Below are 24,029 nucleotides of genomic sequence, written 5' to 3' on the forward strand. Positions count from 1 at the left end.
GAAAATAATACAACAGTTTATTTTTTAGTTTTAATACGGATAACAGTAAAAGAATAGGGCGGTAATTCTTTTGAAAATGCTTCTTTAACGGTAATATTTTGAGTAATTGGTCTAGCATCTGTTTTTTCTGGATTTCCCGCTAATACCGTATAACTTGCATTTTCAGTTGTAGTTAAATCAGCTATTTCAATTGATGGTATAAAACTCACAGGAAGCACGTTGACTAATTTTACAATCAAATCTCCCGAAATACTTTCTTTAACAACAGATATGCCAATACGTTTATTAGCCTCGGCATTATCCGAAGCTTTTATACTGCTTTCAATATAAATATCGCCTGGGTTTTGACCGTAAAGTTTTTGAACGAAATAATTTACTGTCGGTTTTACTTCATTTCCATTAAAATAAATTAAATCCGGATTCCATTGTGTATGTTTTTCTCTTGCCAATAAAGGTGCATAAGAAGCCATTGAAACCACATCTCCATTTCGTTCAACACCTGTTAGATACAATGCCTCTGCCAAAGCGTTATAGAACTTATTGCCCCATGAAGCATATTCTCCTAAATATACCTTAGATTTTGAACGATCATAACTATCATAAAAATCGTGATTATTAATAAACCATCCTGGCGATTGGTAATAATGTTCATCAACAAGTGGCAGTTTCAAATCATCAGCAATTCTCCAGCCTTCTCTATAATCTGTTCCTTCAAAAAATGGTCCGACTGTACCGATAATGATAATTTCAGGATATTTTTGCTGTACCGCTTTTACAATCATTCGGTAACGTTCTTCGAAAACATCACTGATTAAATCTTCATTCCCAATCCCGACATATTCTAAATTGAAAGGTTTTGGATGTCCCGCCTCAGCACGTTTTTTACCCCAAACGGTATTGACGCTTCCGTTAGCATATTCAATTAAATCCAAAACATCCTGAACATATTCATCCATGTCTTCCATTGGAATTCCAAATTGCTGTCCAGAACCTCCGTCAGATGAATTTTGACATGGAACTCCAGCAGCTAAAACGGGAACAGCTTCGGCTCCTAAATCTTCACAAAACTGAAAATACTCAAAATACCCCAATCCCATTGATTGATGATAGCCCCAAATATTTCGCGATCCTATTCGGCTTTCTAGCGGTCCAATCGTATTTTTCCATTTGTAAATATTATGCAATCCATCTCCGTGTGCTACACATCCGCCCGGAAAACGAACAAATTTTGGGTGCATAGCTGCAATTGCTTCAGCAAGATCCAAACGTAATCCGTTTTTACGATTTTTAAATGTTTGCTGAGGAAAAAGTGAAACCATATCAACAGCAGTTTCACCGTTGGTACTAATTTCTAAATGAGCATCATTTACTGTTTTATAAGGTTTTAAAACTAAATTAAATTTCTTCCATGAATTTGAAGGTGTAAATACCGCTTCCGCTAAAGTTTCTCCGCTTGCCGTTTTCAGACGAACAATGGCTTTTGTTCCTTTAGCAAAAACACTAAAATCGTACTTTTCATTCGCTTTAAGCGTAATTCCGTCAAAACCTAAATTCGTGATATTTCCGTTTTTGATTACGGCATAATTTGGATTGTTAACATGAATTGGATTTTCTTTTTCAATTTTAAAATCACCGCTCCAAGCCATTGAAGCATTCCATTTTTCGTCTCTTCCTTTTTTATCATGAAGCGAATATTCGAAATCACGATTCTGAATCAGTTCTCCATATAAACCGCCATCTGCTGCATAATTGATGTCTTCAAAGAAAACACCCGTTAGCATATTGCTGATTTTTTTTGAATCTTGACCGTTTATTTTAATTTCGGCCTTAACCGGTTTTAAACCTAAAAAAAGTAAACTATCACTTTTAGGAGAAGTATTATTCTGTTTATCTCTAAACTTAACCGACTCCATATTTTTAATCATGTTGTCTAACAAACTCCAATCTACTTTATGCAGTGTTCCTTGTAAAACCTCTCCTTGGAGCTTAATTTCACTTTTTAAATTTAAAGGAGAAGCATTAGCATCAATTACAGCAGGAGTATAATTTTGAAAGTCTTTTGTAGCAGTATGATAATTTTTACCGCTTTCGCTAAAGTGAACTACATATTGTTCCTCTTTCTGACTAACCTGAACATTTAGGATAACTGATTTGTCTTGGCTTTTTCCAACAAAATTTTTCATTCCCTGAATGTAATTTTGTCTTCCCCAATTGACTAAATCTTTGCTTTCTGAATGCGCAAAAACATTATCTCTAACGCTCCAATAGCAATGAAAAATCCCAGCATTATCACGAATCAAAAAAGCTTCAGACATACTTTTACCCGTTGGTCCCCAGCTTCCAAAATCTGATTTTAGAAAACTGAATTCAGGGCCAATCGCAAACCAGTTTTTCTGATCTGTACTCCACGCAAAATGAAGTCCGTTTTTTCCATTATTTTTTAAAGTAGAATACGCAAATAAGTAAACTTTACCAGGATTTTCATCTTTTGTTTTGATTGTAAATCCAGACATTCCAAAAATAATGACAAAAAGCAAAAGCAACTTTATAGTGCTTTTAAGCAAAAACCTTTTCATTATTTTTTGCTTTTTAATTGATACAGAACTGAACTATGCGGTTTTAAATCGGCACCAATTTCTTTTGAAGTTGTTTTAGATTTTTCGCCTGTCCATATATTTAAAATTTCCGCAGAACCTGAAATTCCAACATCTGAAAGATTTACAGATACTTTCTGTGAGTCTTTATCTGAGATATTGAATAGTGCCAAATAAACACTTCCATCTTTTGCATTTTTTGAAGTCACTGCAATCTTTCCGTCTTTCTGGAAAAGTTGTTTTACAGCCGTGCTTTCATTATGCATTTTCACAACCTCTTTATTTGTTAATAATGATAAAGTGAAGGCATCATTACTTGGTAAATCTCCTCCAAAAAACAATGGTGATTTAAAGATGTTGAAAAATGTAATTAAAGTATATTGTTCGTCTTTTGTTAAACGAGTCATTCTATCGTTGCCACGTTCGCCTCTAATCGAAATACGCCCTAACGGAATCATATCGCAATCTGGCCATGTTCCCGGTGCGATGTACGGATACCATTTTTGTGCTACATCCATTAAATGTGTGATATGTGGCCAAGTGTCCCAAACATCGTCAACCATACGCCACATATTGGCGTGCGTCGTTACGTGCTGTGCTGCCGAAATTGGTGTTTCTCCAGGCGAAGTGCTTAATACAATTTTGCGTCCGCAATGGTCAATCGCATTTCTAATCAAATTGATTTCGCCTTCGTGATAGGGCCTTGATAAATCATCAATCTTAATAAAATCTACTCCCCATTGTGCATACAATTCGAAAATAGAATTATAATATTCCTGTGCTCCTGGTTTGTCTGCTACAACTGTATAATTGTCTCTCAACCATTCGCATTGCAATGCTGTCGAATAAACTTGATCTGCTGTAATTCCGTTTGCACCTTTAATCGGCATTTTTTCTTCAACCGCTTTTTTGGGAATACCACGCATGATATGAATTCCGAATTTCAATCCTTTTTTATGAATATAATCGGCTAAAGGCTTAAAACCTTGTCCATCTTTCGCTGAAGGAAATCGGTTTACAGCAGGAAGATACCTTCCGTATTGATCGATTACATAACGTGGATCTGTTTGATTGTAACCGCCCGCTTTGTCATTTTCGACAAACCATCGGATATCGACTACGACATATTCCCAGCCAAATTTCTTCAGCTCTTTTGCCATATAATCGGCGTTGGCTTTTACTTCATGTTCTTCAACAGTCGGTCCGTAACAATCCCAGCTATTCCAGCCCATTGGCGGTGTCTGAGCCCATTGTTTAAATTCTTCTTTTTGAAATGGTTTGGTTTGTGCGGTAGATACAACTGACAGGAAAAATGTTCCCATCATCATGGCTAGTAAGTTAGATTTTTTCATTATAGATGGTTTATGTGTAAGTTTTACACTTTAAAAGTAATGAACTTTTTTTAATAACAATTATAGTTTTCTGTCAATTAGAGATTTACTTGTGAAATTCTTCAAATGTCAATTTCTCTTGTAAGGTTATTTTGCCAATTTAATCATACAAACAAAATGTCCCAAATGGAACATTTATCAATTTATTATCAATGATAATATTCCAATGGGACATTTTTTTTTTACCGATGAGATGTTCGGATGAAACATTTTTAATTTTACATTAATGGTAATCTCTACTACCGATGAGATGTTCCGTTGGAACATTTTTATTTTACATTAATGGTAACCTCAACTGGTTTTAGCCATTGGCTTGTGAATTTCACTTTTATCGGTTCTGATGAATCTCCTTTTGCCTGAATATACGCTGCGATGTGACCGTGAAATACTCTTTGTACATTATCGGTATAATCTGTCATATCGCTGTTGTTTCCTGCTTCAAGACCTAACAAAGTACCTGGCCCTGTAATTGTACAAGTTACTTCATTGTCTGAAAGCATTACTGGAAGCCCGTTTTGGTCTTTAACCTGAACCATGATTTTGGCTACACCTTTATCTTTGCTGATTGTGATGTTTTTCTCTGCAATCGTTAATTCAACTGGCTGTTGTGTCGAATTAATGGCATAACGGCTGACTTCTTTATCGTTTTTGTTTAAACCAACAGCTTCCAATTTTCCTGAAGCAAAAGGAATATCCCAATACATAATTCCTGTTTTTTCGTCGTATAATTTCGTTTCACCAACTACTTTTCCGTTTAATTCTAAACGTGCTTTTGCAGCATTAGTATAACAAAACACACGGATTTTTTGTCCGTTTTCATAATTCCAAATTGCCCATGCATCTTTAGAAATATCTTTTTCGTTTACTAATGGATACGTTCCTAAATAAGCCATTGGTTTATCTGACCATAAAGACTGTCGGAAATAACCTCTTGGTTTGATAACTCCAGCAAAATCAACTAGTCCAGAGTAAAATCCTCTTGAAGGCCATCTTCCTGATTCTCCTAAATAATCGATACCTGTCCAAAGGAACTGTCCGAAAATATGTTTGTTGTTTTTTACTGCCAGCCAAGGTTCCATATCATGAACATTTTCACTTCCGTAGATTACTCTTTTTGGATATTTAGCATGATCAGTCTGATATTTACTTTCTGTATAATTGTATCCTGTAATGTCTAAAGCGCCTGGGTATTCTGTTTCATTAGACATAGCAACTCCTGCTAAACCAGCTGTTGTCGGCCGTGATTTATCATATTTTTTAACTGCTGCTACCAAACGTTTTGCGATTGCTCCAAGTCTCATAGCATCTGGCGCATCTGGTTTATAACCGCCATAAGCTGCTTGTCCGAAACCGTCTTTTCCTTTATCTAAAACAGGATGCGAATACGGATCGTTTGGATAATCTACTTCGTTACCAATACTCCATGCAAATACAGAAAGATGATTTCTATCACGACGTACAAAATCTTCAAGGTCTTTTTCAGCATACTCTGCAAAAATATCAAACGAACCTTCAAAACCTGGAGTTCCATAATTCCAGCCTTCTAACCATTTACGTTTTGGAAATTCCCATTCGTCATACGCTTCGTTTAAAACTAATAATCCTAATTCGTCACAAAGCTCATAAAAAACCGGTGCCTGTGGATTATGACTTGTTCTGATGGCATTTACACCAATTTCCTTCAAGGTTTGCAATCTTGTTTTCCAAACTTCTCTTGGAACTGCTGAACCTAAAACTCCAGCATCGTGATGTAAACAAACTCCCTTCATTTTCATCCACTTTCCGTTAAGAGCAAAACCATTGTTTGGATCGAATGTAAAGTTTCTAAAACCTGTTTGTGTTACCGTTTTATCGATTTCTTTTCCGTCTTGTAAAACAGTAGTTTTCAGTTCGTATAAATTTGGGTTGTCTAAATCCCATAACTGTGGGTTCTTAACATTGATTTTAGCTGAAATTTTTCCGTTTTGATTCCCTGCAACTTCAACTTTAGAAGTTGTTTTCCCAACTGATTTTCCATCTTTTGAAAACAGTTCGTTTACAACAGTCAAAGCTGATTTAGAAGAAGAACCATTTTCTACATCAACCTCAACATTTAGAGTTCCTGTTCCTTTTTTTACTTCCGGATAGGCATAAACGCCCCATTGCGCAATATGAACGGGATTAGCATAAACTACCCACACATTTCTGTAAATTCCTGAACCCGTGTACCATCTTGAATCAGCACTTTGACTGTGGTCAACACGAACAGAAATGGTATTTTCTCCACCAAATTTCACAAACGGCGTTGCATCATACGCAAAAGAAATGTAACCATTTGGACGTTTCCCTAATGATTTTCCGTTGATGAAAACTTCACTTCTGTTGTAAACTCCCTCAAAGTACAAATACACTTTTTCACCCGATTTGCTCTGCGGAATATTAATTGATTTTCTGTACCAAGCAATACCGCCCGGCAAGTATCCTTGACAGCTTGCCAACGTTGGACTCAATTGTCCTTTTACGCTCCAATCGTGCGGTACATTTACGTTCTGCCATTTAGCATCATCAAAATTGGTATTTTTTGCATCGGAAACATCCTGAAGATTGAATTTCCAATTGTCATTTATTTTCTTCGAATCTCCAAACGAAATCTGACTGCTCGCAGACAGACATGAAAAGAGTAAAACTGGGATTAAAGTTTTCTTACTTAACACTATATTTTTATTTTTTAGTTAATTTGTTTTTCTTGCATTTTTGATTTAGTTCGCAGTCTCAGTTTACAGTTGCTAAGCTGAAAACTGAGACTGCGACTGAATACTAAAAACCTGCTCACTTACTCAAATTCTCCCACAAACGTCACTACCGACTTCGCAGGAATTTCTAAATTATTAATTTTCTGCGAATTGGCTCTTTTTAAATTTAAATTATCAGAAGTTACATAAGGAGTAAACTCATTATTTTTTAGAGTTCCTTTTGATAAATCGAATTTATATTTCTGAGCTTCTTTACCACAGTTAACAGCTACAACAATCAGTTTTTTGTTCTGAATATCTTTGTAAGCGGTCAACATCACATCATTTGCAGCATCTAATTCTTTTTGGTTTGGAATATCAATTCTCTGCATTCCCGGACGAACAAAAAGAGAATAATTTCCTAATGCCCAAAGTAATTTTGAATCGTGAAATTCTCCATCATTTTTTACATAATTTGGCTCAGTTCCACCATTGCTTTTTCCATCATCCAAATAAATTAATCCGTCTTTGTAATCTACTCTTGTGATGGATGTCCACCACTGCCATGAAGCTGCATTGGCAACTGCAATATCATTATGGATTAATCTTGCTACAAATAAAGCGGTCTGCATTCCTAAATCTCTTCCTCCGCCTGAACCACCCGGAATTTCAGCTTCTCCCGGATTTTCTAAAATACAATACTCAGATTGCCAATATTTTAATCCTGGTTTTTGTTTTACTTCGGCAGCAATTAACTTTCGGCTTAAAACTTGTCTTTCAATTGGCCAAGTTGTAAAATAACTGTGTCCTAGGATTACATTTTTTACGTTTGGAAATTTAATGACATTCGTCTTAGTCTTTCCAAAGAAAAAATCAATTTGATTGTCACGATTTTCTGCATTTACATTTTCATATAAATAATCAATTTGTGCTGCTTCTGCAATCACAATTTCAGTATTCATTTTTTTAGCTTTCAGCTTTTCCGAAAGTGATTTGGTCAAATCATAAATTTCCTGATTGGTTGCCGGTGTTCCTTCCTGACTGTTGGTATCGCCTTGTTTTGGCATCCATTCCCACTGTGGTTCGTTTATCGGACTAACATAATCGAATTTAATTCCTTCTTTTTTCTCCAATCCTTGAATACTTTGAACTAAGAAATCAGCAAATTTTGGAATTGCACCATCTTTTAGATTCAGTTTATTCTTTTGAGAGGCAAAAGATAATCCGTTGTTTGTCATATAAACCGGAGGACTATTGGTAAAAATAAGAAATTTTTCTACTCCTCGTTTTTTAGCTGCCTGCAGAAACCATCTTTGTCCTTCTTGTTTAGAAAAATCATAATTCCCATCAGCATTTAGAAAACATTCACTTCTTCTCCACTCGTCAGAAACTTTGCTATTTTCTCCTTGTTCCGTACTTCCAGCACCCAAATTAAATCGCCAGATTGAAAGTCCAATTCCTTTTGGATTTCCGTTTGCATCGATTTCTTTACTGAATAACAAATCTGCAATAGCATTTTTTTTCTGTTCTGGCCAATTTTTGCCCACAAACTGCGTTCTCCAGGCATCAGAACCTCCAAAACCGTCCATGATTTGTACTACATTATCTGTGCTGATGGTAACGGTTCGCTGTGCAAAAGACAACGAACTGATTACCAATAAAAGCGAGAGATATACTTTTCTCATTTGTTTTTTATTTTTATTTAACCGCAAAGACGCTAAGTTTTACGCAATGTTCGCAAAGTTTTCTATCATCTTTGCGGTTAATTTTCATTCTTACTTTATGTTTTTCAAAACCTTAGTATCTTAGCATTTCAGAACCTTAGTATCTTATTTATACGTTCCTACATAAGTCACTACCGATCTGGCAGGAATTTCAAAACCAGAAACATCAACCGCAGTTCCTTTTTTCAAACTTAAGGCTTCAGAAGTAATATAAGGTGTTAATTTATTATCGGTTACAGTTCCTCCTGCAAGATTTAATTTATAGGCTTTTGCCGATTTGCTCATATTAACCGCAACCACAACTAGTTTTTTGTTTGTTGCATCTTTATAAGCCGTAACCATTACATTATTTAATTCTGTCGTATTATCAACACTTGGAATTTGAACTCTAACCATTCCCGGTTTTACGAAGAATGAAAAGTTTCCTAATGCCCAAAGCGTTTTAGAATCTCTGATGTATCCGTCATTTTTACAGTAATCTGAATTTCCAGCTCCGTTGCTTGCGCCATCGTCTACGTGAATCAAACCATCTTTGTAATCTCCACGGCTGATTGCTGTCCACCATTGCCAAGAAGTAACACCTCCAACAGCAATATCAGTGCTGACAATACGAGCTGTCCAAAGTGCTAATGACATTCCTAAATCTCTTCCTGCTCCTGCTCCACCCGGAAGTTCAGCTGTTCCTGGACTTTCTAAAACACAATATTCTGATGACCAAAGACTAACTCCTCCAACTGACTGGATTCTTGATGCCGCTTCCTGTCTTGACGAAACAAGAGTGCTTAACGGCCAAGCCTGCCAGTAACTGTGTCCAGAAATAGTCTTTTTTACATTGCTTAAACCGCCAATATTTTTAGTCGAATTCGCAGCAAAGAAATAATCAATCTGGTTTGATCTGCTTTCTTTTCCTGAAACTGTTTTATATAAAGGTTCATAAGCTCCTGCTTCTCCCACCACAATTTTTGCTTCTAAATTTTTAGCCTGCAATTTTGGAGATAAAATGTTCACAAAACTGTAAATGTTTGTATTAGTTGCCGGCGAACCTTCCTGTCCTGAACCATCCCATTCGTATTGTGGTTCATTAAACGGGCTCACATAATCAATTGTTAAGCCGTGTTCTGTTTTTAATTTGTCTAAAGAGGTAACCCAGAAATCAGCTAAATCGGGCATTTTTCCATCTTTTAAATTGTAGAATTCTTTGATAGAAGCATGTGCTTTTCCGTTTTGAGTCAAATAAACCGGAGCACTGTTTGCAAATGCTAATAATTTATCTACACCACGTTCTCTTGCTGCTTTCATAAACCAAACCTGTCCAGCTTGTTTACTCATATCATACGTAACTCCGTTAGTTGTAAAACATTCCGATCTTCTCCATTCATCTGTAATATCACTGGCATCTCCCTGCTCTGCACTTCCTGCTCCTAGGTTGAAACGCCATAACGATAATCCGATTCCTTTTGGATTTCCATCAGCATCTAAACCTTGGCTGAACAATAAATCGGCTATTTTATTTCTTTTATCCGTCGGCCAGTTTTTTCCAATAAAATTACACTGCCAAGCATCAGAAGCTCCAAAACTTTCCATTGTCTGAAGATTCATATCCAAACTTACTTTCAATTCCGTTAACGTGTTTTCTGAACCTGAATTTTCAGATTTTTCAGCATCACAACCTACAAAAAAAGAACTTGCGAAAAGTAAGCCTGCACACAGCAGACCTACTTTATTATGATTATTAAACTTCATCTTAGTATCCTGGGTTTTGTTTGATGACATTTCCACTCAAATCGATTTCTAATTGTGGAATTGGCCACATTAAGTGTTTAGCAGGGTTAAAATTGATTCCTTTATCTTGTGGTTCTCTCAAGTTTGTGGTTTCGTATGGATCTGTAGAACTCAAGTTATATTGAACGAAAGTCCCGTTTGGTCCCATCAAAGATTCGATAACTGGTCTTCCTGTTGTTGGATCTTTTTCACGACGAATATCGAACAAACGTAATCCTTCGAAAGCCAATTCTAAACGACGCTCTTTGTAGATTTGTCTTAAAAGCGTTGGGCCAGAAATTCCTGTTTTTGGATCTAATTTTACACGTGCTCTAATTACATTGATGTCTGCTAAAGCATCTCCTCCTGTATGATAATTAGCCTCCGCTCTTGTCAAATACATTTCAGCCAAACGAATCAACGGAATATTCAACGGCAAGTGACCATCCTTTTTATCCAATGAACGACGTGTTGCAATTGGAATATAATATTTGCGACAGATACGTCCTGATTTATTATCGTTTAAACTGAACTTATGTGTTGGATTTAAAACCTCATCTCCATACGCAGCTTCTCCCCATTTTGTAATAGTACTTCTACGACGGATTACATCATTTTCAGATAAATAAGCATTCTCCAAATCACTTGTTGGCATACACCATCCCCATCCGTCTAGAACGTCTGCAGCATCATTACTTGGGAAATTCTTTTTGTCTTCCCCTCTAGCACCAGCTAAAGTTGGCAAAGCCGCTCCTAAATCTCTATTTTGGACAGATGATGACTGTGCTTCTAAAATAGATTCAACTCCGTTATGATTATTGACATTCCAGATATTTAAGAAATCAGCCTCTAATTGGAACGGCCCTTCCGTAATTACTTTGTTCGCATAAGTTTTCGCTTCTGCCCATTTTTCTTGGAACAGCGATACACGTGCCAATAAAGCATAAGCAGCCCATTTGTTTATTCTTCCGTCTCTTGCTACTGGAGCACTTTCTAATTTTGCAGCTGCATCTTTAAGGTCAGCTTCAATCTGTGCATATACATCTGCTGCAGAACTTCTTTCCAGAGTTAAATCTGATGTTCCTAATGATTTTGTATACAAAGGAACTCCTCCAAAAAGATTTACCAATTCGTAGTAACAATAAGCACGTACAAATAATGATTCTCCCATATATTGGTTTTTCTGAGTTTCAGTAATTGGCGACATAGCCATTTTTTCCAAACCAATATTTGCCGATTGAATGGTGTAGTAATGAGCCGTATAAATACCATTCATATCTCCCATATTATCTGGCGTAATGATATATTGCGAACAAGGTCTGTGCGCGCTGTTGTCCTGTCCTGTGTTTCCCATCCAAGCGTCATCAGTAGACATTTCGTTGGTTACTCTTGGAGCAGTTAATACCCACCATTCTTTTGCCAATAACAAACGCTGCGTCAATTCATTTGCATAGTTTTCGCATTCTTGTACCGTTTGAAAATAGTTTTCTAACGTCTGCTTTCCTCTTTGTTCTTTTTCAATAAAGTCGCTGCAAGAAGCCGAGAATAGAGAAAAAGCTATAATTGATACTATTATTTTTTTCATGATCTTTTTAATTAAAATGCAACATTAAGTCCCATCAAGATTGTTGGCTGTACTGGATAATTCCATCCTCCAAAACCTGCTCCTTTTACTCTGTCCTGTTTATCAGGATCTCCCGCACCTACCTCAGGATCAACTCCCGTGTACTTTGTCCAAGTCCATAAATTTTGTCCTGATAATGAAATTCTTAATTTGTCTAAACCGAATTTGTTGTAGAAAGAATACCCCAGCTGTAAGTTTTTCATACGCACAAAAGAACCGTCTTCGACATAAAAAGAAGAGAATTTTGTAAAGTTCTCGTTGTTGTCATCTTTTGATAATCTCGGAATGTAATTAGAAGTTCCTTCGCCATGCCAAGCCATTTGTTCTAATCCGCTTACTTTATTCGTTAAGCTTGCTCCGTTATACAAATCCGAAATATTTTCATTTACTATATCATTCCCGATGCTTGAATAGAAATTAGCTATCAAATCAAAGTTTTTGTAAGCAAAATTTAAGTTTAGACCAATATTATAATCTGCCCAAGGAGAACCAATTTTTGTTCTATCCTTATCATCAATTTTTCCATCGCCATTAAGATCTTTAAAACGAATGTCTCCCACTTGTGCATAAGGCTGTAATTTGGTTCCGTGTTCATCTGTATGCGAATTTAATTGGGTTTGGTTTTGGAATAAACCATCTGCAACATATCCGTAGAAATATCCTGGTTCATTACCTTTAACCGTTAATGTTCTATTATTTGAACCGTACAATCTTTCTCCATCAGCAGAAAGAGACAACATTTCAACATTTACCGTTGTAAAAGTCACATCTACACCGTATGAGAAATCCCCTTTTTTGTTTTTATAAGAAAGTAACAAATCAATACCGCTTGACTGCATAGATCCAATGTTTGTCCACATTCTAGAATTATCTGGAAATCCGCTGTAAGTTGGAAATTGTTTTAAGAACAACATATCGTGTGTCTGTTTTCTGTAATATTCCAAAGAACCAGATATTTTGTTTTTAAAGAATCCGAAATCAAGACCAAAACTCATATCTTCAACTGTTTCCCATTTAATGTCTTTGTTTGCCATTGAAGAAGGATAAGAAGTATCTACAACTTCACCGCCAATTACATAATAACCTTGTCCAATATTAGATTGATAAACAGCATCTGGCAACCCTTGATTCCCTACTTTACCCCATCCTGCTCTAAGTCTCAAATCACTTACAACATCTTTAACCGGTTCCATAAAGCCTTCGTTTAAAATTCTCCAAGAAACCGATGCCGAAGGGAAATTTGCCCATTTGTTTTCAGTCATGAACTTTGAAGAACCGTCTCTTCTGAATGTTCCTGTGAAATAATATTTACCATCATAGTTATATGAAAAACGGGAAATATAAGACATTAAAGAATTTGACGTTCTGTTACCACTGCTGTTACGGTTTTTAGTAGCAGCATCCAATTCTCTCATAGAATCAGAGTTGTTTGGAACTCCTTCTCCATATCCCCAAAGTTTACTTTGATTATATTCTTCCATTGTATTACCCACCATTAAAGACGCATTGTGTTTTTCTGCGAATGTTTTATTATAGGTAATTGTGTTTTGCCATGTCCAGTTAACATCAGTAGTATTCCATTTTTCAATACTGTTGATTTCTGCTTTTTCGTGTGCAGCATCAATTACAAAATCTGGGCTGAATTTATTTCTAACAATATCCCCAACTTCAATTGAAGCTTGTGAACGAATCACTAAACCTTTGATTGGTTCGTATTGTAAATATCCGTTTGTATTCAAGTTATACTGATCTGAATAATCGTCATATCTTTTTACGCCAGCAACAGGATTCCATACATACGAAGGTGATCTTGCATAAATACTGTATTCGTTTTCAGTACCGTTTAACTGATTAGCAGGTTTATAAATTGGTGTAATCGGATCAATTTTATCAAAATCTGCCCAATTGTTAGGCGCTCCCCAAGTTTCATAACGTGGGTTTAAAGTGATTCCTGCCGAGAATTTATCAGAGAACTTGAAATCATTTGCGATTCTCATTGTCACTCTTTCCCAGCCTCCAACTCCATACATAGAATCAGAATTATAGTAGTTCAAACTGATGGCATAAGTATGTTTATCAGAGCCTCCAGATATACCTAAAGAAGCATTAGTAACAGGTGTTCCTTTTCTAATTCCAGTATTCCACCAATCGGTAGTTTTTCCTCTGTATTGAGAAGGATTTGGTAAATAATCTGAATATCCTGAATTGTTGTAAGCTGTATTCATAATTCTAGCATAGCCCTCAGCATCAGCCATATTATAAGGATTATTCATAATCTGCATACCAGAACTTAAGTCAAAATTGAATCTTGTTTTACCCACTTTTCCTTTTTTAGTGGTAATCAAAATAACCCCATTCGAAGCACGAGAACCATAAATAGCACTTGCAGAAGCATCTTTTAAAACTTCCATAGATTCAATTTCATTGTTGCTTAAGAAATTGATGCTGGTTCCCATCGGAATTCCATCAACCACATAAAGAGGATCTGTATTTAGGTTTAAAGTCGAAATACCACGAATTAAAACTCTGGGTTGAGCTCCCGGACCTCCAGCCCCCGTTACTTGGACACCGGAAACTTTTCCCTGTAATGATTCCGTAACATTACCTACTGTCATAGTCTGTAATTCTTTTCCTTTTACTGAAGAAATAGAACTTGTTACATCACTCTTTTTTACTGCGGCATAACCTACTACAACTATCTCGTCTAATGTTTGGCTCGATTCTTCAAGTATGACATTAATCTCAGTTTTATCTCCAATCGTTTCCAATTTGGTTGTAAAACCAACAAAAGTGAATTCGATTTGTGCATTTTTATTCGGAACATCGATTACATAATTCCCGTCAAAATCAGTTGCTGCCGATGATGAAGTTCCTTTTACCATTACATTTACTCCCGGAATTGGCACATTGGCTTTATCCTTTACAGTACCTTTTATTTTTATTTGTCCAAAGGATACAGCAGTACACAAAAGGGCAATAAAAAATCCTATATATTTAAATTTCATATGAAGCTGTTTTATTTGTTAAATGTTACAACAAGGTTATAACCAACTATTTTTTTGTTATAAATACTCTTTCTAATTCGGTATCTAAAACTACTTTGTAAACCCCTGCAGCAGCTGGGTATTTAGCATTTCCATTTTCTCCCGGTGACATCGTTGCAATTCCGTTTTTAATCAATCTCCAAGATGGATCCCACCATTGACCTGTGAAAGTAGCCTCCATAGTTCCCGTTAAAGTATATTCTCCAACCAATTGATATGGGTTTGAAGCATTATTAGCTAAGTGAAGCCCTTTTTGTGTCCAAGCATCCCAAGTATCCCAAGTCGCACCTTGAATACCGCCGCCGCAAACACTTACGAAAGGTTTTCTCTGCGCTGCATCATCATGCCATAAACCGTTGGCCACATCTGCCCAAACTTTGCTTGAAGGCGTGTATTTTTCTGCAGTGTATTTTAAAGTATTTGGATTGACTTTAATTTTGTAGTATCCTTTTGTTGGTAAAATAATGGCTGTTGAAGCAACATCATCAACCAATTCGCCTGATGCATTTAAACCAAAACAATGTGGTGCAAAATCGGATTCCTGACCTAAGAAGTAAATTTCTTTATTGTCTTTATCTGCATAATATTTGAATTCGAAATCCTGACCTGTTTTCTCATGGAAATACATTGGAACACCAACTGCATCTGTTGTCAAATTAGTTCCTTTTGGCTGGTCACATAAATAGATTGCTGGATACTCATTTGTAGCCACAATATTTATATTTATTGATCCTGTATTTGGAATCGTAAATTTATCTTTAGCCGTAATTGTTAAAACATAGTTTGCCGCAGTAACTGGTAAAGTATAGGTTTTATTGAAAGTATAAGATTGTGGAGAACCGTCCAATTGAATAGTTTCATCGATATCAAGCTCTTCACATTTTACCTGAATATAATCGATACCTGAATCATCATTTACCACAAAATTTACAGGCATGTCATTACTTGTAGACAATAAAATTACTGCTCCTTCTTTTGGCGTTATCATGGAAATGCTTGGTGCTGCAAACTCTCCGTCAAGACGTAAATTGATTTCTTCATTTACAACATTTCCCGAAACGTCAGTAATGATTAATTTTATTTTGAATGCTTCTGATGTTCCTCTGTTTGCTGGAACTTCAAAAAAGTAACTAAGATCATACGATTCTAAAAGCGGATTTGTCGAAAAACTAATTGTTTTATCTAATGATAATTCTGGAATTTGAATCTGTACGCTTTTTAATCCTAAATCATCAGCAAGAGTTGCTTTGATTTCAAATTTTCTACTTGGCGCTCCATAAATTTCTTTTGTAGAAACTACCACCGTAGGGTTATCAGAACTAGGAAATCCTGATTCATTATTTTGACAGCCTGTTAGAAGAATGCCAAAAAGAGCAAGAAAAAATAAAAATACATTTTTTTTCATTTCTTTGATTTTAAGGTTTAGTTAGTTGGTTTTCTTTCTAAAGCGAAAGTTTTAATAGTAAGTTATTCGAATTCTCTCTTTTTCCCGAAGGCAAAAAAAGGAGTCAGAATTAATTATGTAGTTACTTGCATAGTGAATTGAGTTTGATTAATTGTTCTCTATTTTTTTCTTTTTTTACTTCTTAAGTGTGTCCGTTTTTTTTAATTAACCCGCAGCTTATTTTTAAACTGCGGGTTCAAAAAGTAATGTAACCAACCATTACTTTTAGAAAATTTAAAGAGTGTTCCGCTCTTTAAACAGATAAAAAAATTATCTTGAAACTAACTTTTATAACTAACACCAATTCATTATTAATTGATTGCTATAATTGCAAAGAAATGTTTATTACACACTTCTAAGGAGGGGTAAAATGGAAAAAAAAGGAGGTCAAAATGGTAATTAATTATTATTTCTTGTTTGTTTTTAGCAACTATTAAAAATTAGATACGTATTTTTAAATTATCCGCAATTATTGAATAAATACTATTTTTACAGCTAAAACGTTTAAGTTGCATAGAAGATTTTAAGCATTATCGCAAAAATCAAGCAAATAATGCAGCATAATTTTATTGTTCTCTTAACTATTTAATGATATTTAAATCCGAATTGAAGGAACTTTTATACTTTTTGATATATTCTGAAGGAGTCATTCCAAAAAGTTTTACAAACTGCTGTCTGAAATATTTTGGATCTTCAAAACCTACCTCAGCACTTGCTTGTGCAATATTCATTTCTTCGGTTAGCATCAACATGGCAGCTCTTCGAATTCGTAACGAACGAATAAAAGCATTTAAAGTTTGTCCGGAAATAATTTTGATTTTGGTATAAAGTGTTCTATGGCTCATTCCCATTTCGAGCGCAAAAGTTCGAATCGTAAAGTCTTTTTTATGAATATTGGCTTCTACAATATCAATACATTTTTTAAGCATCTGCTGATACTCTACGGGAACCTTCTGTGTGTTTTCTTTTAATGTAATACTGTCTAAGAAATAAGCACGTAAATTATGTCTGTTTCGCAATAACGATTCTACTCTGGCGGTGAGAATATCATCGTCGAATGGTTTTGTTATATAATCGTCGGCGCCTTCATTAATTCCCTGCAAATGAGTTTCAGGATTTTTAGAGGCTGTCAGTAAAATAACTGGTATATGGGATAAAGCATTATCTTCTTTTATTTTTCGGCACAATTCCAGACCGTCCATTTCTTCCATCGTAATATCACTGATTACAAGATCGGGCATGTGTTTTTTCGTGAGTTTTAAACCTTCTTCTCCATTTTCTGCACTATAGACAATGTAGTTATCCGAAAACAATTTGATTAAATATGCCCGGATTTCTGCATTATCATCAATAATTAAAACTGTTCGTTTTTCGGTCAACATTGCCTTATTTAAATCGCTTTCAGAAACTGAATTTATTATGGCTGGTTCTTCAATTTCATCTGGAACCAATTCATCAAACAACTGACTTCTCTGCTGTTTTTCGTCTGTTATTTCAGCATCTTCAAAATGACTGTTTCCTTTTAAGAAGGTTAGCTTAAAAGTGCTTCCTTTTCCTGTTTCACTACTACAGGTTACAGTTCCTTTGTGTTTGTCCACAAAATACTTAACGATATAAAGTCCAATGCCAAAACCAGTTCCAACGGAAACTTTCGAATTGATTTGCTTGAATTTTTCAAAAATAACGTCAATATCTTTTTTGTCAATTCCGTCACCACTGTCGGTTATTTGAAGAAAAACTTTTTCATCATTTTCGGTTACAGTCAAATTGATTTCGCCTCCAATCGGCGTGTATTTAAACGCATTTGACATTAAATTAAACAACGAAATCTCTATCTTTTCATAATCGCCAATAATGATTATTTCATGTTCTGTACTAATGTGATTGTACCTAATCTGCTTTTCTTTCGCCTGATTCACAAAACATTGATACACTTCATTACAAAGATTATTTACATTGATTGGAGATAAACGTAATGAATCGGCATCATTTTCTGCTTTTCGTAGTAAAAGCAATTGATCGACCAAACTTAAAAGCCTTCTAGCGTTTCGGTGCGCAATAGCCAAATCACTTCCAGAAGAGCCGTTTTCTACAATTTCTTTCTGAACCGCTTTTTTCAACGGATTAATAATCAGCGAAAGCGGTGTTCTAAATTCATGCGAAATATAAGTAAACATTGATGCCTGTTTTTCAGCTATCTCTTTTTCTTTTTTGCTTTCAAGTTCAGCGATTTTTACCTTGTACTTTAATTTTTCTTTATTCTTATTGTAATCCAGATATAGAAATAAAACTCCGCCAATTATTGCTAAATATAATGTATAAGCCCACCAGGTTCTGTACCAAGGCGGTAAAACGGTTATAGAAACCAAACTGACTCCTTTATTCCATCCGCCCTGAAAATTGGTTGTTTTTACCTTAAAAGTATATTTTCCTTCCGGAAGTCTAGAGTAATTTGCTTTTCGGATTTGTCCAACATAATTCCATTGTTCATCCCAGCCTTCCAGAAAATAAGCGTAATTTATTTTGTCTGAATTGTTATAATCCAACGCAACAAACTCTAATGACAATGTCGTTTGATCGTATTCTAAACTAACATCTTTTATTTTATCTGAATCAATATCAACTTCTGCTTTACTTTCTTCTATCAATTGATTGTTGACGTAAAAATCAGTCAGTAAAACGGTATTCTTTTGGTTAAATCCCTTTATCGTTTCCGGATAAAAAATATTAAAACCATTAATTCCTCCAAAAAGAAATTCACCAGAAGAAAGCTTAATTCCAGCATTAAAACTAAACTGATTGCTTTGAAGTCCATCATTTAAAGAGAAATTACGGAATGTCTTACGCTTCTTATCGTATCTGCAGATTCCGTTGTAGGTACTCATCCATAAGTTGCCGTATTTGTCTTCCAACAACCTTAAGACAGTATTTGATGGCAAACCGTCATCAATGGTCAATCTTTTAAAAGTGTTTGTTTTTCGATCAAACAAAAGCAAACCTCCTTCTTGTGTTCCAATCCATAGATTTTTGTCTTTGTCTTCATAAATACATCGAATAGGATTTCCAATCGCTTTTTTAGTAACTTTTCGGGTTTCTTTTTCGATAGACAAAAGCGTGCTATAATTCCCAGCCCACAATTTCCCGTCTGAAGTTTCCGTCATACATTGCAGATTGTCAATATTTTTATCGAAAAGAATAAAATTGTCTGTACTTCGGTCTAAAAGATATAGGGAACCTTCATTTGTTGCGCTTGCCCAGATATTGGCTTTTGAATCCTTAAATACAAACCAGATATTTTTTTCCGTTTGTTTGGTAAAAGTGTTGTAACAGGAATAATGTTTTACAGTATTTGTTTTCTTATTGATTCGATTGATACCTCCCGCCCAGGTAGAAATCCAGATATCATTATTATCTCGAATTATTCCCGTTATAAAAGGGCTTGAAAGTGAAGTTCCATAATTGGTATATGTATTATTTTTTCGGTCCCAATATTTTAATCCCGCACCATCTGTTCCCACCAAAAGATTCTTTTTTTCATCTTCACAAAAAGATAAAATAAAGTTATCGGCTGGTTCTTTAGCATTATATCGGATGCTTTTAAAATATTTAGGCGAATCACTCAGCATACTGATTCCGCCACGAAGCGAACCAAACCATTTGTTACCCGATTTATCTTCGTATAAACTCCAAACCGAATTACTCTTGGCCAATTGCTCGTTATAAGGAAGAGGTTTGTTATTTTGATAGATGTAAAAAATACCGCATCCGTCCGTTGTCAACCAGGTTGTTCCTTTTTTATCTATTAAAATATCGGTAACACTGCATTTATTTGCAAAATAATTATTAGAAACAGAACCCGTTTTGGTATTCAATAAAAATAACCCTTCATCGCTTCCTAATAAAAGATTACCATCGGCAGAAAGTTTCATGGCTTTTACGCCAATAGAAAGCGGAAAAATGATTTTTAAATCTTTTGCTTTATAATTGTAAACACAAACTCCAACATTACGCACATAAACCCAACATCCCGATTTTTCTTTGTTCTCCTGAATAGCAATGGCATCGTAACTATTAATACTGATTCTATTTCCTAAAGCATTCAGGGGAATTGGATTTCCTATAAAAGAGCCATTTTCAAAAGCTAATAAACCCAATTTTTGGGAAGCAACAAGCACCAATTGATCTGATACAGAACGCATCTGATGAATAATATCCTGTAAAACTTTTGTTTTTTTATCCTGAGCTATATATCGAACGGTATGAAAAACAGCTTTCTTTTTGTCGTAAATACAAATCCCGTTGGTTCCTCCTACCCAAATATTATTTTTAGAATCGCCTTCAATATTGTAGATGGTATTGAATAAAAGTGATTTTTTATCGTTGATTCGGTTTCGAAATACCTTAAAGTTGTAACCGTCGTATCTATTTAAACCATCATAAGTTCCAAACCACATAAATCCCTCGTTATCCTGATAAATTGAGATAATTGAATTGTTAGACAACCCGTCTGATATATCAAGAAATTTGACTGGATAATCCTGAGAGAAAACCTCAGGAGAAAATCCGATAAGGAGTAGAAAATAGAGAATAAGTGGTTTCAAAATGTACTTAGTTATAGTCGAGTAATAAGTACAATTATAATCTAATTTTAGATAAAACTTAAAAAAAGAATGCAGAAATGACAAACATTCCTGCATTCTAATTAAGATTTTATATTTAAGCTTTTCTTTTTAACAAAACATTCCTTATCGGTTTTAGATTATATGGGAATATTTTCATTAATAAATAAGCTCTTGTGATTTATTAATCTAACAAGAACACGATTAACCCTCTTGCTCCATGAGCTCCAAGAACTAAAGACTGTTCAATATCAGCGGTTTTGGACGGCCCTGCGATAAAAGTTCCAAAACCATATTCCATGTTTCCAATTCTGTCATAAGCCTGCTGCATAGTTCGCAAAATGTCATTTTTATGAACTACAATCGCTAAATATTGAGCTATAAAAGGTGCAACACGCTGTCCTAAAATATCATCGGTAACCCAAAGTCCGCTGTTTTCTGCTACTCCAAAATGAGCCTTAATAACCGTTAATTCGACATCTTGAAGTGAATGTGGGTCAGCTGTTTTCCAGTCTAAGGAAGCAATTTCTGAAAGTTCAGGAAGTGTGGTAATCAGCCTTTTTTCCAGATTATAATTGGATTTTATATAATTGATTATTTCATTGTAATTGGCAACTTCTACAGGATCACCTCCGATACCTTTTAAAACTGTTTTATAGGTTTCTAAAATATCAAATTGTTCAGAACCTAAAACTTTAAGATCTGGCAGTTCTGAAACCAAATCAGGCTGATTTGCTTTTATTCTTTTTAAAATTTCGCCTTTACTACTCATTTCCTTTTTCTTTAGATTCTTTCGAATTTTTCTTGTACCATTCTCTAAATGATTCTTCTGGAACATCTGGCATTTCGCGCTGATCGTACCATTTATTCAATTTATTATTGACCATTCCTGGGATATTCTTCATTACAAATCGTCCTGATTTTCCAGCAATATTAAAAACGGTCGGATTGGCTAAAACAGTTGCCATTGTTTTCATTGCCATTGTTTTTGCTTTTGGCGTATGTCCTTCTTTAACCAAAACCTGACGCCATTTGTACAACTGATCGTGAATATCAATTTTTACCGGACAAACATTGGTACAAGAACCACAAAGCGTACTCGCAAAAGGCAAATCGGCATTTTTGCTCATGTCTAAATTTGGTGCCAAAATAGAACCAATTGGCCCTGCAACCGCATTATGGTAGCTGTGTCCGCCGCTTCGTCTGTAAACGGGACAAGTATTCATACAAGCACCACAACGAATACATTTCAGCGAATTTCTAAATTCTTCTCTTCCTAATTGTTTACTTCTTCCGTTGTCCACAATTACGATATGCATTTCTTTTCCGTCTCTTGGTTTCTTAAAATGACTTGAAAAAGTGGTAATAGGCTGTCCTGTTGCGCTTCTAGCTAATAATCTCAGGAAAACACCTAAATGTTCTCTTTTCGGAATTAATTTCTCGAATCCCATGCAGGCAATGTGAACGTCTGCTAAATGCGCTCCCATATCAGCATTTCCTTCGTTGGTACAAACAACAAATTCTCCTGTTTCTGCAACAGCAAAATTAACTCCTGTTAAAGCTGCTTTTCTCGTCAAAAAGGTATTTCGTAAACTTTGACGCGCAGATTCTGTTAAATACTGCGGATTAAAATTTCCTTTTTCTGTACCTAAATGTTCGTGAAAAGTTTCGCTTACGTCTTCTTTTTTAAGGTGAATCGCAGGAAGTACAATATGACTTGGCGGTTCTTTTCGAAGCTGTACAATATATTCTCCTAAATCTGAGTCGATTACTTCGATTCCTTTTTCGGCTAAATAATCATTTAAATGGCATTCTTCTGTAAGCATCGATTTGGATTTTACCATTTTCTTTACATCATGTTTTGCCAAAATTGAATGTACAATTTCGTTGTGTTCTTTTGCATCGGCCGCCCAATGTACAATTACGCCGTTTCTTTGAGCATTAGCTTCAAATTCAACTAAATAATCGTGAATATTAGAAAGTACATTTAATTTTATTTGAGAAGCCGTTTCACGAAGCAATTCCCAATCTTTAATCTGATGTGCCGATTTATCTCTCTTAGCACGAACAAACCAAAGTGTTTCATCATGCCAATTGACACGTTCTACATCTTTATTAAACTTTGCCGCCGCTTCGCTGTGCTGTATTATTTTTTCTGATGACATTTTTTACTATTTAAAAGTCAATTTTGAAATGTTTATCATTGGTATGATTTATTTAACCGCAAAGTTCGCAAAGGAAAAAGCGCAAAGTTCGCAAAGATTAAAATTAACTTTGCGAACCTTGCGTAAAACTTTGCGAACTTTGCGGTTAAATTTTATACTCAACATCTATTCTTAGTTTTCGAGTGAATTTAATATTTCTGCAATATGGATGGTTTTGATTCTGCTTTTTTGTCTTTTTAGAATTCCATCCAAATGCATTAAGCAAGACATGTCTCCGCCTGTAATATAATCCACATCATGACTTTCGTGATCTTTAATACGATCTTGTCCCATTTTTACAGAAATAGCTTCTTCAGTAACGCAAAATGTACCTCCAAAACCGCAACATTCATCTTTTCTGGTTAAAGCAACCAAATCAAGATCTCTTATACTGTGTAATAATTGTTCTGGTTTAGAAAAAAACGGCGCATTTAATTCTGACATCTGCGAAAGCTTTAAACCTCGCTGACCATGACAGCTAACATGCATTCCGACTTTAAAAGGAAATCTTCCGTCTATATGATCAATTTTCAAAACATCAGTTATAAACTCCGTAAGTTCGTAAACAGTATTTCGAATAGCTGTTGCTTTTTCTTCCTGTTTTTCGTCATGTAAATGGTCTTTCACGTGTAAAACACAGCTTCCTGACGGACAGACGATATAATCAAATCCAGAAAAATTGGCAACAAAATTGGCGTCACAGCCTTTTGTTAAGTGTGCATAACCGCTGTTTGCCATTGGCTGGCCGCAACAGGTTTGTCCCATCGGAAAATGAACTTCGCAACCTAATTTCTGTAGTAATTCGTAGGTTGCTATACCTACTTTTGGGTAAAATTGGTCGACATAACAAGGTATAAAAAGTCCAATTTTCATATTGTAGTATTTATTGTGTTGTTCATTAGGCGTATAATAG

Annotated in this window: 12 protein-coding genes; all 12 read right to left on the reverse strand. The window is 35.3% G+C overall.

Going from position 1 to position 24,029, the window contains the following annotated elements; translation table 11 throughout:
* Positions 1-17: 17 nt before the first annotated feature.
* Positions 18-2,576, reverse strand: coding sequence for an alpha-L-arabinofuranosidase family protein (locus ACFFLS_RS13710; protein ID WP_379689456.1), 2,559 nt, complete (start codon positions 2,574-2,576; stop codon positions 18-20).
* Complete coding sequence (locus ACFFLS_RS13715; protein ID WP_379689459.1) at positions 2,576-3,946, reverse strand: beta-L-arabinopyranosidase; 1,371 nt, start codon at positions 3,944-3,946, stop codon at positions 2,576-2,578. Before ACFFLS_RS13715 ends, ACFFLS_RS13710 begins: the two co-directional genes overlap by 1 nt.
* 308 nt (positions 3,947-4,254) lie before the next feature.
* Positions 4,255-6,678 carry a glycoside hydrolase family 2 TIM barrel-domain containing protein gene (locus ACFFLS_RS13720; RefSeq protein ID WP_379682153.1) on the reverse strand — a complete coding sequence of 808 codons (2,424 nt, stop codon included), beginning with the start codon at positions 6,676-6,678 and terminating at the stop codon, positions 4,255-4,257.
* 119 nt (positions 6,679-6,797) lie between these two features.
* Positions 6,798-8,381: a glycoside hydrolase gene (locus tag ACFFLS_RS13725; protein WP_379682154.1), complete on the reverse strand. Its 1,584-nt coding sequence runs from the start codon at positions 8,379-8,381 to the stop codon at positions 6,798-6,800.
* Between the two features lie 144 nt (positions 8,382-8,525).
* Complete coding sequence (locus tag ACFFLS_RS13730) at positions 8,526-10,163, reverse strand: glycoside hydrolase (protein WP_379682155.1); 1,638 nt, start codon at positions 10,161-10,163, stop codon at positions 8,526-8,528.
* A 1-nt stretch (position 10,164) separates the two neighbouring features.
* Entirely contained in the window at positions 10,165-11,766 is a 1,602-nt protein-coding gene (locus ACFFLS_RS13735) for a RagB/SusD family nutrient uptake outer membrane protein (RefSeq protein WP_379682156.1), read from the reverse strand.
* Between the two features lie 11 nt (positions 11,767-11,777).
* On the reverse strand, positions 11,778-14,810 hold the full coding sequence (locus tag ACFFLS_RS13740; protein ID WP_379682157.1) for a SusC/RagA family TonB-linked outer membrane protein: 3,033 nt from the start codon (positions 14,808-14,810) through the stop codon (positions 11,778-11,780).
* 46 nt (positions 14,811-14,856) lie between these two features.
* The gene (locus ACFFLS_RS13745; protein WP_379682158.1) at positions 14,857-16,254 is read right to left on the reverse strand and encodes a hypothetical protein; all 1,398 of its coding nucleotides are present in this window, start codon (positions 16,252-16,254) and stop codon (positions 14,857-14,859) included.
* 620 nt (positions 16,255-16,874) lie between these two features.
* Positions 16,875-20,894 carry a two-component regulator propeller domain-containing protein gene (locus ACFFLS_RS13750; RefSeq protein WP_379682159.1) on the reverse strand — a complete coding sequence of 1,340 codons (4,020 nt, stop codon included), beginning with the start codon at positions 20,892-20,894 and terminating at the stop codon, positions 16,875-16,877.
* A 202-nt stretch (positions 20,895-21,096) separates the two neighbouring features.
* Complete coding sequence (locus ACFFLS_RS13755; RefSeq protein WP_379682160.1) at positions 21,097-21,684, reverse strand: LutC/YkgG family protein; 588 nt, start codon at positions 21,682-21,684, stop codon at positions 21,097-21,099.
* Positions 21,677-23,077, reverse strand: a complete 1,401-nt coding sequence (locus tag ACFFLS_RS13760; protein ID WP_379682161.1) for a lactate utilization protein B — start codon at positions 23,075-23,077, stop codon at positions 21,677-21,679. The genes ACFFLS_RS13755 and ACFFLS_RS13760 overlap by 8 nt, the downstream gene beginning before the upstream one ends.
* 171 nt (positions 23,078-23,248) lie before the next feature.
* Complete coding sequence (locus ACFFLS_RS13765; RefSeq protein WP_379682162.1) at positions 23,249-23,989, reverse strand: (Fe-S)-binding protein; 741 nt, start codon at positions 23,987-23,989, stop codon at positions 23,249-23,251.
* Positions 23,990-24,029 lie beyond the last annotated feature (40 nt).

This window comes from Flavobacterium procerum (genome assembly GCF_042431625.1).
Classification (GTDB): Bacteria; Bacteroidota; Bacteroidia; order Flavobacteriales; family Flavobacteriaceae; genus Flavobacterium; species Flavobacterium procerum.

Bases quoted from the DNA above. Each gene is read 5' to 3' on its own strand.
- ACFFLS_RS13710 (WP_379689456.1), bottom strand. From the start codon at position 2,576: ATGAAAAGGTTTTTGCTTAAAAGCACTATAAAGTTGCTTTTGCTTTTT.
- ACFFLS_RS13715 (WP_379689459.1), bottom strand. From the start codon at position 3,946: ATGAAAAAATCTAACTTACTAGCCATGATGATGGGAACATTTTTCCTG.
- ACFFLS_RS13725 (WP_379682154.1), bottom strand. From the start codon at position 8,381: ATGAGAAAAGTATATCTCTCGCTTTTATTGGTAATCAGTTCGTTGTCT.
- ACFFLS_RS13730 (WP_379682155.1), bottom strand. From the start codon at position 10,163: ATGAAGTTTAATAATCATAATAAAGTAGGTCTGCTGTGTGCAGGCTTA.
- ACFFLS_RS13735 (WP_379682156.1), bottom strand. From the start codon at position 11,766: ATGAAAAAAATAATAGTATCAATTATAGCTTTTTCTCTATTCTCGGCT.
- ACFFLS_RS13740 (WP_379682157.1), bottom strand. From the start codon at position 14,810: ATGAAATTTAAATATATAGGATTTTTTATTGCCCTTTTGTGTACTGCT.
- ACFFLS_RS13745 (WP_379682158.1), bottom strand. From the start codon at position 16,254: ATGAAAAAAAATGTATTTTTATTTTTTCTTGCTCTTTTTGGCATTCTT.
- ACFFLS_RS13755 (WP_379682160.1), bottom strand. From the start codon at position 21,684: ATGAGTAGTAAAGGCGAAATTTTAAAAAGAATAAAAGCAAATCAGCCT.
- ACFFLS_RS13760 (WP_379682161.1), bottom strand. From the start codon at position 23,077: ATGTCATCAGAAAAAATAATACAGCACAGCGAAGCGGCGGCAAAGTTT.
- ACFFLS_RS13765 (WP_379682162.1), bottom strand. From the start codon at position 23,989: ATGAAAATTGGACTTTTTATACCTTGTTATGTCGACCAATTTTACCCA.